Consider the following 16,303-nt stretch of genomic DNA (forward strand, 5'->3'; position numbering starts at 1 on the left):
TGCGTAGACTCCCAGTCGTCATTGCGAGGATCGAAGCGACGTGGCAATCCAGAAAAAGATTAAAAAATTCTGTAAATCAGCATTTTTACTGGATTGCTTCGTCGAATTACTACGTAATTCTTCTCGCAATGACGGGAAAACCGAGCCATGCAACAACGCCGGTCAAGCCACGTGATGACACCGAATGCGTTTTTCGATACACGCAGGCAAGCCCGTAAGAATTACATAGAGAGTAAACAATATTTATGCCGGTATATCTTCAATAATCGGTTGTTTTTTGTTTGATTTTGTAGAAATGAGAGAGGTCATTATCGGTGCTACTAAGCCGTTAACTACCTCTTTTGTAATAGTAACGCGTTGTTTCTTTAGCTCAGCAACTTTATACATACTATCAAGCAAAAGATGCTCAAGTATTGAACGGAGCCCTCTTGCTCCAGTCTTTTTAGCTAAAGCTTTTTCAGCAATAGCTTCTAGTGCAGAATTCTCAATTACAAGCTCAGCATCATCAAGCTCGAATTGTTTCTGATATTGCTTTACTATAGCGTTTTTAGGCTTAGTTAGAATTGTAATTAAAGCATCTTTATCTAACTCGTCTAAAGTCGTAACGATAGGTAACCTACCGATAAACTCCGGTATTAAACCGAATTTAGTTAAATCTTCAATTTCTAGAGATTTAAGAATCTCACTATTATTTTTCTCTTTATCAATATTTACGTTAGCCGCAAAACCTATAGAACTATGATTAGTTCTTGCGGTTATAATGCTATCAATCCCCATAAAAGCACCACCGCAAATAAATAAGATATTTGAAGTATCTAGCTGTACGAAATCTTGTTGCGGGTGTTTCCTACCGCCTTGAGGAGGTACGGAAGCAACTGTTCCTTCCATAATTTTAAGTAGCGCCTGTTGTACGCCTTCTCCTGACACATCCCTAGTAATAGAAGGATTTTCCGATTTACGGGTAATTTTATCAACTTCATCAATATAAATTATGCCTTTTTGTGCTTTCGCTATATTAAACTCAGCTGCTATCAATAAACGTAGTAATATATTCTCAACATCTTCACCGACATAACCGGCTTCCGTTAAAGAAGTAGCATCTGCCATAGTAAAAGGTACGTCTAGAATTTTAGCAAGTGTTTGAGCAAGTAAAGTTTTTCCTGAGCCGGTAGGACCAATCAATAAAATATTCGACTTATTAAGTTCAACGTCATTATTGCCGGATTGTACATATTCAAGTCTCTTATAATGGTTATAAACTGCTACTGCTAAAATCTTTTTAGCTTGGTCTTGACCAACTACGTAATCGTTTAGAATTGCACATATTTTTTGCGGTGTTGGAATTGAAGAAGTAATTTGCTTTAACGCAACTTTACTTTCTTCTTTCATAATATCCGTACATAAATCTATACATTCATCGCAAATAAATACCGCAGGGCCTGCTATTAGTTTTTTTACTTCATGTTGTTTTTTACTACAAAATGAACAAATCAATTCTTTTTTATCAGCTTCTACTACCATTAACTTTCTTTTTTATGTTTATTTTAATAGTTCTTATTATCGTCATTGCGAGGAAAAACTATAAGTTTTGTACGTACGCAATCTCAGGAGTATTATTTTATGAGATTGCCACGCTCCTTGCAGTCGCTCGCAACGACGGTCAACAACACCTTATACAACCCTACCATACATATAATAATCTTTATGCCCATTTGCAACTATTTCGTATTTTTTAAGGATTCCCTCCCTAGCAAAACCGCATCTCTCAAGAAGATTAATTGAACGAAAATTATCAGTAATTACTGTTGCCTGTATTCTTATAATACCAATATAATCAGCAAATTTTAATATATTTTTTATAGATTTTAACATCATACCTTGACCCCAAAAACTAGGATCTAGATCATAGCTTATTTCTGCTCTGTGATGCTCTAAATTTATTGTATTAAAGCCCGCCGTACCTATTAATTTATTATCATCTTTAAGTGCAATTCCCCAATAAAAACTTCTATGATTTTTATATAGACTAGACCAATAACGCATTTCTTCTCTAGCTTCTTCTAAGTCTTTAGGTCTATTACTATCAGTTATATAAATAGCCATTTCCGACTTACTCATATAATTAAAATAATCTTGTGCATCATCTTCGACTAACGCACGTAAAACTATATCGTTTAAATCAAGTGCAGGAAAAGGAGTATATAAATATTCTCTATTTATCATAATACTTCAAGTCGTTATACTGCTTGTATTTCAAGGATTGAATTTTATTTTGATAGGCGAGTGCGCGGTGCGTACACTATAGTACGTGAGCATCACGAGTCCTTGATAAAATGAAAGAGCAATTCTTGAAAGATAAGTAGTATATATCATACATAATTAATCGGGTCTTGTATATTATTCTTTTTAAAAGCATCGAGTCTTATCATGCAAGCAAGGCAATTACCACAAGATAAATAATCCTCCGTAGGGTCGTAACATGAAATTGTATTTTTATAATCTACACCAAGCTCCAGCCCTGTTTTAATTATTTGCTCTTTTGTCATGTCAATTAAAGGAGTATGAATGGTAATTCTGTTTCCTATATTGGTTGCCAAGTTCGCCATTTCTTCAAAAGATTTAATATATTGAAGGCGACAATCAGGATAATTTGCTGAATCGCTTGTATGCACACCTATAAAAATGTCTTTTGCTCCTATTACTTCTGCATACCCTAGTGCATAACTTAAAAATATCGTATTACGAGCAGGTACGTAAGTAACCGGCACATCTTCAGGTAGTTCGTTTACATCGTGATAATGCGGAACATCTATATTATTATCGGTTAAAGCAGAACTACCGAAAGCCCGCAAATCTATATCAACAATCTTATGCTGCTTGACGTTATATTCTTTTATAAGCTCCTTAACTTTCCGAAGTTCTGCATTATTACGTTGTCCGTAATTAAAACTCATAGCATGGATTTCATAACCCATTTCTCTTGCTATTGCAAGAACCGTAGCAGAATCTGCCCCGCCGCTAACTAGAATAACTGCTTTTTTCATTGTTTACCGATAAAGTTAATTTTTGAGATACTAGAGCATTTAAACTAATTTTTGCTCCAAGTGCTTCAAGTACTAAAGTTCGATGCACACGTTTATCTACTCTAACATTAAACTACCCACTATACTCTTTCCTAGAGGGTGCTAAAGGAATAGATTGATTATGACTTATATAACTTTCTTTCATTAAAGTCCAAGCTTGTTGTAATTCATGCAGTGCTTTTTCGGGCGAATTGCCAAAAGCCGATACATGCGGTAATTCTTCAAATCTTGCTAACCAATCTCCATCCGTATCTTTAAAAAGCTCTATAGTAAACCTGTCAAATGCGTCATTTGCTTTCATCTTGTATATTCAGTTTGTCTATATATCAATTATATTGTAATTAAATAAAATTATGAACTAAAAAATTATTCAAGAATTAAAAAACGCAGGGTAAGAATCTTACTTGTAAATTTCTTACTTATAGTATACTATAACTCTAATGATAAAATTATTTTATAATTATGAAAATATCTACTAAAGGACAAATTACCATACCTATTAATATCAGAAGTAAATTAGGAATGCTGCCTAATACTGAAATTTCTTTCGTTTTACATAAAGATGGAGTTTTTATTAAAAAAGAAAAAAAATTCCAATCAAAGAGGTATAAAATTAATACAACAATTATCTGGCAAGAGTACATCAAATATGTCTACCGATGAAATAATGAAATTAACTAGATCATGATTTTAGTCGATAGCAATATAATACTAGATATTATAACTTTTGATAATAATTGGTATGAGCGGTCTTCAAATAAAATTAAATTACTTTCGCAATTTCATGAACTTATAATTAATGATATTATTTATACTGAAATATCAATTGGGTTCAAAAGAATAGAAGAGTTAGAAGCTACAATAACTGAAAACTTTTTTAAACTTACCCCCCTGTCTACAGAAGCATTGTTTTTAGCAGGCAAAGCCTTTCAAAAATATAAATTGAACAGTGGTATTAAAAATTCAATGTTACCGGATTTTTTTATTGGTGCTCATGCGAGTATATTGAAGGTAGATTTGTTAACAAGAGATGTAAGACGATATAAAACGTATTTTCCGAAAATAAATCTTATCACTCCTAATTATTCTTGACTAAATCCTTCTGATAATCTAAATTTACGTTGTTAATTTATGGCGGGTGTAGCTCAGTTGGTTAGAGCATCAGGTTGTGGTTCTGAGGGTCGCGGGTTCGAAACCCGTCACTCGCCCCATATTTTGGGATTGTTATGTGGTTACCAAATCGTCATTGCGAAGAAAATTACATAGTAATTCGACGAAGCAATTCAGTAAAAAATACTAAAGTTAGTACTTTTTATTATTTTTCTAGATTGCCACGTCGCTTCGCTCCTCGCAATGACGATTTGATATCCAACAACGCCTAAAGTCACTCGCAATGACATTTTTTCTTATGGATATCAAACTTTTATATAGACTGATTAAGTATCTAAAGTTCTATAAAAAAGACTTGATCATCGTTATGATCTCTTTACTTAGCGTATCAGCTTCATTATTACTAATCGGTAGTGTTTTTAGAAATTTAGTTGATAGAGGCTTGAGCAAAGACCATATTTTATCGGTTGATAAATCCATACTATATATCTGTTTATTAATTATCATCTTAAGTATTGCTAGTTTTTTCCGTTCATATTTTATCAATAATGTTGCTGAAAAAGCAGTTAATCAAATAAGAAAAGAAGCTTACAGTAATTTAATTAATTATGAAATCGAAGAGTTTGAAGAATTAAAAATCGGCGATATAATTTCACGCCTAACAAATGATATAGATCAAATATCTACTCTCATAGTTAATTTCTTATCTTTTTTCATTCGCAATTCAGTGATGCTAATTGGCGGCGTTACTTTAATGTTTTTTGAAAGCTTTAAACTCGCTTCTATAGTAATTATTACCATTCCTATTTTATTAATTCCTTTAATTAAATTCGGCAAACATGTTAAAGCTTTATCTAAAAAAGCTCTAGAATCTAAATCATTTTTAGCATCGGATATTGATGAAACTTTTAATAATATTAGAGCTATCTATGCTTTTAACAATCAAACAAATAAAATTACCGATTTTGATACTAAACTACAAAACTATTTAACATACTGCAAAACTCGTTTAAAAATTCGTGCTTTATTCTTTGCGATTTCAATAGCAATTATATTTCTTGCAATTACTTTAGTTGTTTGGATTGGAGCTTCGGATATAGTTAAAGGGAACGTATCTGCTGGACAAATTATATCATTTATTTATTACGCAATCATTGCCGGCTTTAGTAGCGGCGGTATTTTTGCACTATTAAGCGAAATACATCTACCACTCGCCGCGCTAGAGCGAATAATTACAATTATAGACAAGACTCCTATAACACATAATAGTTACTTAGAATTAAATAATTCCGATCCAATCTCGATAGAATTTAAAAATGTCGATTTTACCTATCATTCAAGACCTAATTTAAGGATTATTAATAATATGTCTTTGAAGATAAATGCCGATAAATTTATCGGTATTGTAGGCAGATCAGGCGGAGGCAAAAGTACCTTGATGCAGTTACTGCTGCGTTTTTACCGGCAAGAAAGCGGCGTTATCCTTATTAACAATCAAGATATAACTCTTTCAAATCCTGCGGAAATTCGTAAATTAATTGCCTATGTTCCCCAAGAAGCTAACATTTTTTCCGGCACTGTAAGGTCCAATATTATATTCGGTAATACGCAAGCGAGCGACGACGAAATAAATGAGATAATAAAAATTACGGGAATAGAAGAATTTGCCGCTAAACTTCATGACGGTATCAATGCTAAAATCGGTGAGAGAGGAGTTAGATTATCAGGAGGACAAAAACAAAGGATAGCTATTGCTAGAGCATTACTACGTAAACCGCAAATCCTACTTCTTGACGAAGCAATGAGTGCTTTAGATACCATGAGCGAGCAGAAATTACTAGACTCTATAAAAAAAATAATGAAAGGGAAAATTATTATATCAATTGCCCATCGGATTAGTAGTATAGAATCAGCTGATTATATTTTAGTGATAGATAAAGGAGAAGTAGCGGCTAGCGGATCACATAATGATTTATCTAAAAACTCAGAAACCTATCGTAATATTTGCAGAGAACAGTTAACAGTATAAAGGGGTATGTCATTGCGCCTGCGTGGGTATCACCCCGTCATTGCGAGAGGAATTTCAAGGTAATTCGACGAAGCAATCTCAGGAGTTTGTTATTACTTCATGAGATTGCCACGCTCCTTTCAGTCGCTCGCAATGACGGATAAACCGGCCTACTCAACAATACCTCACAAGAATGACAATAAAGTAGATAATTGATATATTTGTTACAATAAAAGCTCCGTGGTATAAAAAATTTAAATATTAAATATAATTTAGCTTGAAAGCTGCCGTGGCTTTGTTATAATCGTAATTACAAAACAAAAAAGGTTTACAAAATGAAAAATTTATTAAAGATTTTATTAATTCTAGCTTTCGCAGGCCCAGTATTTGCTTCATCAATGCAAATGCCTGACCCAGCTTCAGTTACAACAACCCAAATACAAGCTATGAGTACTGACGATCAACAAGCTTGGGTTGCTAGCTTAGTAGCATCTGTAACTCCGGATTCAAACCCATATACTCAACTAAGTCCTGATGTCCAAAAGTGGGTAATGGAAAATACTACCGATGCTCAAAAACAAGCTTTAGGAATTAATCAGTAATATTTTAATTGATTTTTAAAATCGATAGGGGGCTGTTAACAAAATAATTCTAATTAATAATTAAAAAGAATTTTTAGCGAAAATTAATAAGATTTTTGAAAGTATAGTTAATACTATTTTAAAAAAGTTTTATAATTTACAGCAAAAGTAAACTCAATTAGCTTTAAAATTTATTTTGTTAATAGTCCCATATGTTAGAAATAATTATTCTTAACATATATCACTAAAAGTTTCTGCTTTCACTTCCTTTCAGTCTTCCTGTTATCGTGTCATGTATATACTCATTGATAAATAAAAATTGCTAGACGAGCATAAATATTCATTTATTCTTTCTTTAGTAAAATAATACTGTGTCATCCTCTCAAAAGCACACGGGGGCAACTTAAGGCTCTATGTCATTCCCGCATAGGCGGGAATCCAGCATAAAGCGAGATTACCTTCGCTTTTTAAAAAATATAATAAAAAAATCTTTAAAATTAAAGATTTTTAGCATGGATCCCTGCTTTCGCAGGGATGACACCTAATGAGATTCGCCCTAAGTTGACACCTATACGCTTTTGCAGGAATGACATCGTCAACGTAACCTAAAACTAACAATTACTTATGAAATTACTTATTACCGTAATCATCATGGAAATACTCGCTGGAGCGGAAATAGATTTATTCGTTCCAAGCTTCCCTGAAATACAAGATACATTCAACCTTTCAACTTTTATGACGGAACTACTACTCGGTGTAAATCTAACCGCTTATTGTATTACTTCGCTTATAGTCGGTAATTTAGGAGATAGGTATGGACGCAGACCGATTATTATACGCGGTTTACTGATTTTTAATCTTGGTAGTTTATTTTGTGTATTTGCAAATAATTATGAAGCTATATTATTTGGAAGATTTTTGCAAGGATGCGGGATATCATCGGTTGCAGTGCTAGTATATGTTGTTCTTGCCGATATTTATTCAGTACAAGAGCAGCAAAGATTAATAGGCATTTTAAACGGCACTATTGCTCTTTCTATGGCAATAGCACCGGTTATAGGTAGCTACGTCAATTTATTTTGGGGCTGGCGAGGTAATTTTGTTTTATTGCTTATAGTAGGTTTGATTAGTCTAATTCTTGGTATATTATTTATTCCGAAAAGAAAAGTTAATAAAAAAATACATATTTCCTTAAAAGAATATATACCTATCTTCAAATCACCAAAAGCTATATATTATATACTTACAATGATATTTCTTGCACAAGGATATTGGATATTTATTGGGATTGCTCCTATTTTATATATGCAAGATTTAGGTATAACTTTAGAATATTTCGGACTTTATCAAGGAGCAATGGCGGCTCTATTCTCAATTATGAGCTTTTCAAGCGGTTATTGTTTTAAAAAATTCGGTATTAGAAATTGCTTCTATTTTGGAGTTATGTTTATAATACTATTCCTACTAGGAAATAGTATATTAGTTATATATAATATTAATAACCCTTTAACTATAACAATAGTTACTTTATTATTATCTCTTGGCGTGATATATCCGATTAACATATTATGGCCGTTGCTTTTAGAAGCTATTCCGGACGGTAAAGCTCGTATGACGGCTATGTTTACTGCGGCTAGATTGATTTTAACGGCATTTGGGCTGCAATTAGTAGGATTTTTATATAACGGTACTTTTGCCCCTCTTGGCATTACTATATCCATTGTTACGCTATTTGGGTTAATAACATTACCTAAATTATTTAAGTACGATAAAGTCTTTGAGATTTCTGATAGAGTGTAGAGGTCTTTGTTTCGTCATTGCGAGCGACTGCAAGGAACGTGGCAATCTCAGGAAATAAAAACTAGATTGCCACGTCGCTTCGCTCCTCGCAATGACGATATAGATATAAGAACAAATAAAAAAATGATCAATAACAATTTTATTTTCAAGATAGCTTTCGGATATTTTAGAGCTAAGAAAAACGAAAAATTTGTTTCTATTATTTCTGCCTTTTCTTTAGTAGGCGTAATGATCGGCGTTACAGCATTGATAGTAGTTATGTCTGTTATGAACGGTTTTCATATAGAGCTTACTAAAAATATTATCGGCTTAAATGGGGATATAGTAATAAATCGGCAAGGCGGTAGTATTGGTAACTATGAAGAAATTAAAGCTAAACTCCTAAAACAAGATTATGTAAAGCATGTAACATTCATCGCTCACGGTCAAGCTTTGGCTCTTGGTAAAAGCAATAATAGCGGCGCGCTTATTAAAGGTATGAAATTAAAGGATCTCAGTTTAAGAAATGAAATTTTTAAAAATGTAAATTTCGGTAGTTTTGATGATTTTCACGGCAAAAACGTAATAGCACTCGGAGAACAATTAGCAAGTAATTTAGGCGTAACAATTGGGGATAAGATTAGATTAATTTCACCAAATTCAGTTTCTACCGCCTTTGGCAGTATGCCAAGATCAAAAGAATTTAAAATTATCGCAATTTTCAATAGCGGTATGTATGATTATGATTTGACAACGATATTAATGCCGCTTACCGCAGCACAAAATTTCTTATCTCTCGGCGACGACATTAATTTAATCGAAATTAATAGTCTAGACCCCGATAAAGCTCTTGCATATTCATATAAAATACAATCATTATTAGGTCCAAACCTATACGTATTTAATTGGCAAACCTTAAATTCACAGTTTTTAAGCGCCCTTGCCGTCGAGCGTACGGCTATGTTTACTATTCTATCTTTAATTATTACGGTTGCCGCATTTAATATTATTTCAAGCTTATTTATGCTTGTTAAAGATAAAACTTCAGATATTGCAATTCTTAGAACTATGGGAGCAAGCACTAAGCAAATAATGCTTATTTTTATCTATAACGGAATGTTTATAGGATTACTTGGCACAACGCTAGGTGTAATCCTTGGTGTTACTTTCTCTTATAATATTCAAACTATCAAGAATTATTTGGAGCGTATAACCGGTACTAAAATTTTCGAGGCAGCTATTTATTTTCTTTATAGTTTACCTTCAAAAGTAAGAGCTGAGGATATTATTTTAATTACCTCTTTATCTATAATATTGTGTTTTCTTGCGACAATTTATCCTTCTTATAGAGCCTCAAAATTAAATCCCGTGGATGCCCTAAGATATGAATAATACAGTCCTCATTCTAAAAAATATCTCAAAACATTACAGCCAAGGCAAAACTATTGTTAGGGTACTTGATGACCTTAATTTAACGGTTAATGAGGGTGAATTAATCGCTATAATAGGTTCTTCAGGTAGCGGCAAATCAACTTTACTGCATATTGCCGGCTTGCTTGATAAACCTACAAACGGTCAAGTCATTATACCAAATAGCAAGTATCAAAAATATCATCTCATTCGTCTTCATTATTTAGGTTTTATCTATCAACAACATCACTTACTTAAAGATTTTACCGTTCTTGAAAATGTTATTATGCCAAGACTTATTAGCGGTCTTGATCAAAAAGAAGCAATAGAAGATGCGTGCAAAATATTAGATGATTTAGGACTTGAGAAAAAACTCTATAATATGCCCGGAGAATTATCGGGAGGAGAACAACAACGAGTTGCAATAGCTCGGAGCCTAATTAATAAGCCGAAAATTATTTTAGCTGATGAACCGACAGGTAATTTAGATCCCAAAACTACAAATGAAGTATTTAATTTATTTTTAAAAGTAGCAAGAGAGCAAAACACCGCAGTTATTATGGTAACACATAACCATGAGTTAGCACATAAAATGGATAAATTATATAAGCTAAAGCACGGATTATTAAATATAGCTTGATTTGAAGCCCAAAAATTCTGATAATTAAATTATATTAATACTATTTATTTAATAAAGGTTAGTAATGGCTGAGCCTATCATATTTACTCTTTTACTTGGCAATAAAGATCAGATATTAGAAAGAATAAACAATCAGGAAGCTCAAAATAAACTACCTATTATTCCGCTTCAAGTTAATAAAGAATCACATATATCCGATAAAGAACGTATTTTTTCGGAAATCTTAGAAAGATCCCATAAAGAGGGCAAAACACCGATTTTTAACATTCAACTTAACAATAATGATGTAAAACCAATTTTTCGGGTACAAGATTTAATTAATTCGCAAAATTTAAATATAAAAACTACTATTACTTTTGATCAATATAATTCATTAACCCAAAATCCTGAGCTGGAAGCTTATTGGAAGCAAATTATGGAAAAAGTTGATCATGTTTTTTTCACAAATGAAACAGATCAAAATTTAGCTATAGCCGATGGTATAGTGCCAAAAGATAAAACCACTACAATTACGGATATAAGTTTAGTAACATCTGTTTTTAACAATCTTGTATATGATCGTGAAATTGACCAGTTGCTCTCCGGTACGATACCTGACAAAGCAAAATTAGATAAACTAATAAAAACAGCTAAAAATCAAGGTGGTAGAGTAATTATAGAAACTTGGCCTCTTTCTGCAGACGAAGCAACAAATCTTATCACTGCTAAATTCGGTATTAGCTCTGAAGATCAAATTTACGGATTGAAACTTGAAATTAATGAAATCTTAAAAGATCCAAATAATGCTGCTGAAAACTTTAAAAAATTTGTATCACAAATATCTAGGCAATTTCAAAAAGATTTAGGTAAAGCTGAGGTAAGCCCTATTGACTTTAATTTTAATACAAAGAAAGTTATGAAAGATAGAGCTGAGGATATACAAAAAGAACAAACAACACCATATAAACCTCCGCAAGAAAACCAACCACAACAGCAAGGTTTTTTTAGAAGAGTTTTTAACTATTTTAAAAATATAGCAACTAGTTTTAAAGAAAAAATATTCGGCAAAAAAGAAGAACCTAAAACTCAAGAATCAACATCTCCAACTACGGAAGCAATGACGCAAGAACAGCAAGTAGTTGCTGTCCCTTCTATAACTCAACCGGAACAACAAGCTTCTGTGAGTAATACAAAACCATGGGAAGAACTAGGAGTTACACAAAAAATGTATGAAGCATCTCTGCAAGCAGAAAAACAATTAATTAAATCACTAATAGAGACAAAAATACCTAAAAAAAAATCATAACCGGTTATAAATACTGAAGATACTGAAGCTCAAGCCGGTATTTATAATACAGAAAATATAAAACAACCTGAGTATTTATACACTGAAGATGATATAAAAAATATATTGGAAGCAAATATAGATAAGAATAAATTCTCTATATTTCATCACGCCTCTTTAGAAGAGCCGGAAATACTAAAAGATACTCTTTATGCTACAGGAGAGGGGTTACTATTAGATAACAAATCTGCAATTATACCATTAAATACAGGGCATAAACATTGGTTACTCTTAACGGCTAGTAAAGATGATAAAGGAAATATAAACTTTATTTATAATGACCCCATGGTGAGCCATTAGAAACTCGTCCTAAAGTAACAAAATATATTAACGAAGTTTATCCCGGTGCAAAAATAATAGAACTAAACACCAAACAACAAGAAAACGCTTATGATTGCGGAGTTTTCGTATGCGATAGTGCAATAAAATTTTCTAAAGGTCAAAAAATTCTAACTACTGAAGAATCTAAAGGACAAGGTATAAATTTAAGAAAGGCTCAAGCTAATACACTATTAATGCAACAGCAAGCACAAGAAATCGTGAGACCGTTAAAAACAAATTCTGTACAGCAATCAAGTAATAAATTTCAAGAATTAGTGAAGAATCAAAAAACAACTGATCACTCTAGACGACTCTAATATACTCTTATAAGAATAAGTAGTATACTTGGTGCAACTTTAAAAAGAGTAATCGGTTCAAAGTCCTCGGAGCGGAGCATATACTTAATATGTGAGTACCGCAGCTCTTGTAGAACGACGTAGCCAATTTTTGAAATTCTACCTGAGTATACAAAAAAACATTAGGCAAAATTCCTAATTCCTAATATAATTATTTATAGTTAATTTATATTTAACAAGAATGACTATCATACTTGTGATCGTTATTATAATAATGATCACCTTATCAGCTTTATTTGCTGCTACAGAAACTGCTATTACCGCCTCCTCGCCGGGGAAAATTCATAAGCTTAAAATTGCCGGTAATAAGCGTGCTAAAACAGTTTTAGAGGTTCTTAAGAAAAAAGAAAAAGTCATAGGAACTTTATTAATAGGTAATAGTTTAATCAATACGGTTTGTACCACTATTGCTACTACTCTCTTTATTAGCTTTCTCGGCGATAACGGACCAATAGTTGCTTCCGGCGTTATGGCTTTTATAATTATTGTTTTTGCCGAAGTAGTACCGAAAGCAATAGCCGTTGCTAAGCCTGAACAATTAGCATTAAAAATGGCTTCAACTATCGTAATATTTTTAAAGCTTTTCAAACCTATTAATATTGCTCTTGATTACATTACAAAAATATTTTGCTTCATATTTCGTATTAATTTAAATCCTCAAATATCAGGAACGGAAGAAGTAAGAGGCGTGATTGAGCATTACCATCAAGAAGGCGGAGTTTATAAATCCGATCGTAATATGCTCGGCGGAATATTAGATATACGTAATATGACGGTATCGGAAATTATGACTCACAGAAGTAGTATTATAGCCCTTAATATTGACCTACCTCATGAAGAGATAATTAAAACTTTATTATCGGTGGCTCATACACGTATACCTTTGTGGCAAGATAATAGAGATAATATAATAGGGATTCTCAATCTAAAAGATTTGCTTAAAGCATTATACGAAAATAATAATGATGCAAAAAAAGTTGATATTAATAAACTTCTAACTCCACCTTGGTTTATCCCTGAGAACGCACTTGTAGTAGATCAGTTACATGCCTTTAGAGAGCGTAATAATCATTTTGCTTGTGTTGTAGATGAATATGGCGATTTACAGGGAATTATTACTCTTGAAGATGTTATAGAAGAAATCGTAGGACCTATTACCGATGAACATGATAGGCTTAATCATGAAATTATCAAGAAGTCTAATACCGAGTTCATTATAAAAGGCACTACGACTATTAGAGATATTAACCGAGAACTTGATTGGAATTTATCGGATGAGGATGCAAATACTATAGCGGGGTTAATAATCCATAAAATTGCTAGAATTCCAAATCAAGGAGAAGTAATTGAAATATTTAACTTTAAAATAATAATTTTAAAGAAAATTGCCAATAAGATTGATAGCGTAAAAATTACCGTATTACCTACTACCGAGGAAACAATAAGCAGTGAGTGAAATCGGTAATTTTTTACTACTAACAACGATGTGCTTAAGCGGGATGTCGATTGTTTTTGGCTTATTAACGCGTCATTGCGAGCGACTAAAAGGAGCGTGGCAATCTCATGAAGTAATACAAAAACTCCTGAGATTGCCGCGTCGACACTTCGTGCCTCCTCGCAATGACAATATTATCAGTTTTTCTTTCTACGCAAGTGCCTTATGCCCCGTACTCGCTTTCTTTACCCTAGTCTATGCTTTTATTATTTCTGACTTTTCACTACAAAATGTTTTCTTAAATTCTAGCATCTTAAAGCCGTTAATATATAAAATAGCCGGTAGTTGGTCAAGCCACGAAGGCTCAATGTTATTATGGTTTTGTTTATTACAAATCGTTAGTTGCTGTTATATATTTTTACTTAAAGATAACCGTCTTAAATTTTCATCTATTATTATTCTATCAGCCATACAACTATTTTTTAGTAGTTTTATTTACTTTACCTCCAATCCTTTTAACGTGTTTTCTTTCGCTCCTAAAGAGGGGCTTGGACTAAACCCGATGCTCCAAGATATTGCTTTGAGCATCCATCCTCCTCTGCTTTATTTAGGCTATGTCAGCTATGTAATGCCTTTTACTATTGTTTGTGCCGCTATGTTATTCCATTCCTCTTCTATGTCATTCCTACGAAAGCAGGAATCCATTAATGACATACGCTTTCTCAAAACATTTTCCAATATTGGTATCTTGTTTACTACTATCGGCATTAGCCTAGGTTCTTGGTGGGCCTATAGAGAACTCGGCTGGGGTGGATTTTGGTTTTTCGACCCGGTAGAAAATATTTCGCTATTTCCTTGGTTATCCGGAATTATGCTACATCATTCTATAATAGTTACTACCAAAACAAACCGAATGCAAAACTGGACGATAATCTTATCAATTGTTACTTTTTTGCTCGTAATATTTAGTACTTTTTTAGTACGCTCCGGTTTTATTACCTCAATTCACTCTTTTGCATTCTCACCTGAGAGAGGAATATACTTACTTGGGATATTCTTGATTATGGGGATTGGTAGTACTTCGTTGTATACTACCACATCATTGCGAGGAGATGCATCAGCATCGACGAAGCAATCTCAGGAAACTGACCGAGATTGCCACAGCCACTTTCGTGGCTTCACAATGGCTGGTATAACCCTCGGCAACATCTTCTTTCTCCTTAGCCTTATTGTGCTAATAGCTGCCACACTTTACCCGCCAATTTATTCTTTATTTGACGATAAACCTATTATTATCGGTGAAACATTTTTTGTTAATAATTTTATTATATTCGTTATCCCTATTCTTTGTACTATAGGATTATTTACTACTAAAAGCTCTATTAAAAAACATATTATAATTCTAATATTATCTCTAATAATTACTTATTTTATCTCGTTAAAAGTAACATTTAGTGTTATATCGATTTTAACTATAATCGCATCTATATTTTTGATGCTTCATAATGTTTATTATCTTTTGATTAAAACTAATTATTTTAGAAATAGGCTTAAAACAAGTACTACTAGTATGACCTTAGGGCATTTTGGTTTTGCACTAATTGCTTTCAGTATTACTATGAATGCACTATTACAAAGTGAAATGGATTTTACTGGTAAAATAGGGGCAAGCAAAACATTTAACGAATTTAAAATAACCTTGCAAAATATTAAGTTCGCTCAAGGTAAAAATTATTATAGACAAATCGCTGAATTTTGGCTTGAGGATAATAGCCGTAATATAACTATATTAAAGCCGGAAAATAGGCTTTATATAGTTGAGAAGAGCTTATCGCAAGAAAGTGATATATATTCTTACTTATCATATGATCTTTACGCCGTTTTAAGTAATATAGACGGCGATATAATTCATGCTAAAATATATTATAAACCAATGATGAGCTTTATTTGGCTTGGAATTATTCTTACCGCTTTCGGCTTTTTTATTGCACTAATCAGAAAAAATTCTAGCTAATTTGAACCATCACATTTAAGGTTTAAAATTTTAATACTATTCGGATGATCAGCTCCAAATTTTTCTATCTGATTATTACGGAATTTTTCATACCAAAATTTCTTAGGTAAAGCACAACTAGCTTTAGCGGCTGCAAGATACATATTACTTATTTCATATGTAATAGTTGAGATTTAATCTTACATTTAGTAAAATTAAGATAATANNNAATGGAGGATTAGAGATGAATCTAAATCAAAAAA

13 protein-coding genes, 1 tRNA gene and 2 pseudogenes are annotated in these 16,303 nt (G+C 32.6%); 11 read left to right on the plus strand and 5 right to left on the minus strand.

What is annotated here, in order from left to right:
* Positions 1-243: 243 nt before the first annotated feature.
* The 4 genes and pseudogenes from clpX to KYQ89_RS06375 form a co-directional block, all read right to left on the minus strand.
* Entirely contained in the window at positions 244-1,521 is a 1,278-nt protein-coding gene (gene clpX / locus KYQ89_RS06360; RefSeq protein WP_218460889.1) for an ATP-dependent Clp protease ATP-binding subunit ClpX, read from the minus strand.
* A gap of 150 nt (positions 1,522-1,671) precedes the next feature.
* Positions 1,672-2,223 carry a GNAT family N-acetyltransferase gene (locus KYQ89_RS06365; RefSeq protein ID WP_218460890.1) on the minus strand — a complete coding sequence of 184 codons (552 nt, stop codon included), beginning with the start codon at positions 2,221-2,223 and terminating at the stop codon, positions 1,672-1,674.
* A gap of 146 nt (positions 2,224-2,369) precedes the next feature.
* On the minus strand, positions 2,370-3,044 hold the full coding sequence (gene queC / locus KYQ89_RS06370) for a 7-cyano-7-deazaguanine synthase QueC (protein WP_218460891.1): 675 nt from the start codon (positions 3,042-3,044) through the stop codon (positions 2,370-2,372).
* A pseudogene (locus KYQ89_RS06375) lies at positions 3,019-3,384 on the minus strand (toxin-antitoxin system HicB family antitoxin). Before KYQ89_RS06375 ends, queC begins: the two are co-directional and overlap by 26 nt.
* Before the next feature lie 161 nt (positions 3,385-3,545).
* Here KYQ89_RS06375 and KYQ89_RS06380 point away from each other — a divergent pair.
* From KYQ89_RS06380 to KYQ89_RS06430, 11 genes and pseudogenes are all read left to right on the plus strand, one after another.
* Positions 3,546-3,746, plus strand: coding sequence for an AbrB/MazE/SpoVT family DNA-binding domain-containing protein (locus KYQ89_RS06380; RefSeq protein ID WP_256621532.1), 201 nt, complete (start codon positions 3,546-3,548; stop codon positions 3,744-3,746).
* A 21-nt stretch (positions 3,747-3,767) separates the two neighbouring features.
* A complete protein-coding gene (locus KYQ89_RS06385) occupies positions 3,768-4,175 on the plus strand; it encodes a type II toxin-antitoxin system VapC family toxin (RefSeq protein ID WP_218460892.1) in 408 nt (135 codons plus the stop codon).
* A 42-nt stretch (positions 4,176-4,217) separates the two neighbouring features.
* Positions 4,218-4,294: transfer RNA gene (locus tag KYQ89_RS06390), tRNA-His, on the plus strand.
* A gap of 197 nt (positions 4,295-4,491) precedes the next feature.
* Entirely contained in the window at positions 4,492-6,222 is a 1,731-nt protein-coding gene (locus KYQ89_RS06395) for an ABC transporter ATP-binding protein (protein WP_218460899.1), read from the plus strand.
* A gap of 314 nt (positions 6,223-6,536) precedes the next feature.
* Complete coding sequence (locus KYQ89_RS06400) at positions 6,537-6,803, plus strand: DUF2673 domain-containing protein (protein WP_218460893.1); 267 nt, start codon at positions 6,537-6,539, stop codon at positions 6,801-6,803.
* A gap of 603 nt (positions 6,804-7,406) precedes the next feature.
* A complete protein-coding gene (locus KYQ89_RS06405; protein WP_218460894.1) occupies positions 7,407-8,582 on the plus strand; it encodes a multidrug effflux MFS transporter in 1,176 nt (391 codons plus the stop codon).
* 123 nt (positions 8,583-8,705) lie between these two features.
* Positions 8,706-9,953: a lipoprotein-releasing ABC transporter permease subunit gene (locus KYQ89_RS06410; protein WP_218460900.1), complete on the plus strand. Its 1,248-nt coding sequence runs from the start codon at positions 8,706-8,708 to the stop codon at positions 9,951-9,953.
* A complete protein-coding gene (locus KYQ89_RS06415) occupies positions 9,946-10,611 on the plus strand; it encodes an ABC transporter ATP-binding protein (RefSeq protein ID WP_218460895.1) in 666 nt (221 codons plus the stop codon). Before KYQ89_RS06410 ends, KYQ89_RS06415 begins: the two co-directional genes overlap by 8 nt.
* A gap of 64 nt (positions 10,612-10,675) precedes the next feature.
* A pseudogene (locus KYQ89_RS06420) lies at positions 10,676-12,573 on the plus strand (Ulp1 family isopeptidase).
* 220 nt (positions 12,574-12,793) lie between these two features.
* Complete coding sequence (locus tag KYQ89_RS06425; protein WP_218460896.1) at positions 12,794-14,068, plus strand: HlyC/CorC family transporter; 1,275 nt, start codon at positions 12,794-12,796, stop codon at positions 14,066-14,068.
* Positions 14,069-14,219: 151 nt separating this feature from the next.
* The gene (locus KYQ89_RS06430) at positions 14,220-16,061 is read left to right on the plus strand and encodes a heme lyase CcmF/NrfE family subunit (RefSeq protein WP_371920423.1); all 1,842 of its coding nucleotides are present in this window, start codon (positions 14,220-14,222) and stop codon (positions 16,059-16,061) included.
* Here the strand turns inward: KYQ89_RS06430 and KYQ89_RS06435 are convergent.
* Positions 16,058-16,204: a hypothetical protein gene (locus tag KYQ89_RS06435; RefSeq protein WP_218460898.1), complete on the minus strand. Its 147-nt coding sequence runs from the start codon at positions 16,202-16,204 to the stop codon at positions 16,058-16,060. The two genes, KYQ89_RS06430 and KYQ89_RS06435, sit on opposite strands and share 4 nt — an antisense overlap.
* Positions 16,205-16,303 lie beyond the last annotated feature (99 nt).

Origin of the sequence: Rickettsia sp. TH2014, assembly GCF_019249195.1 — a bacterium.
Taxonomy (GTDB): Bacteria; Pseudomonadota; Alphaproteobacteria; order Rickettsiales; family Rickettsiaceae; genus Rickettsia; species Rickettsia felis.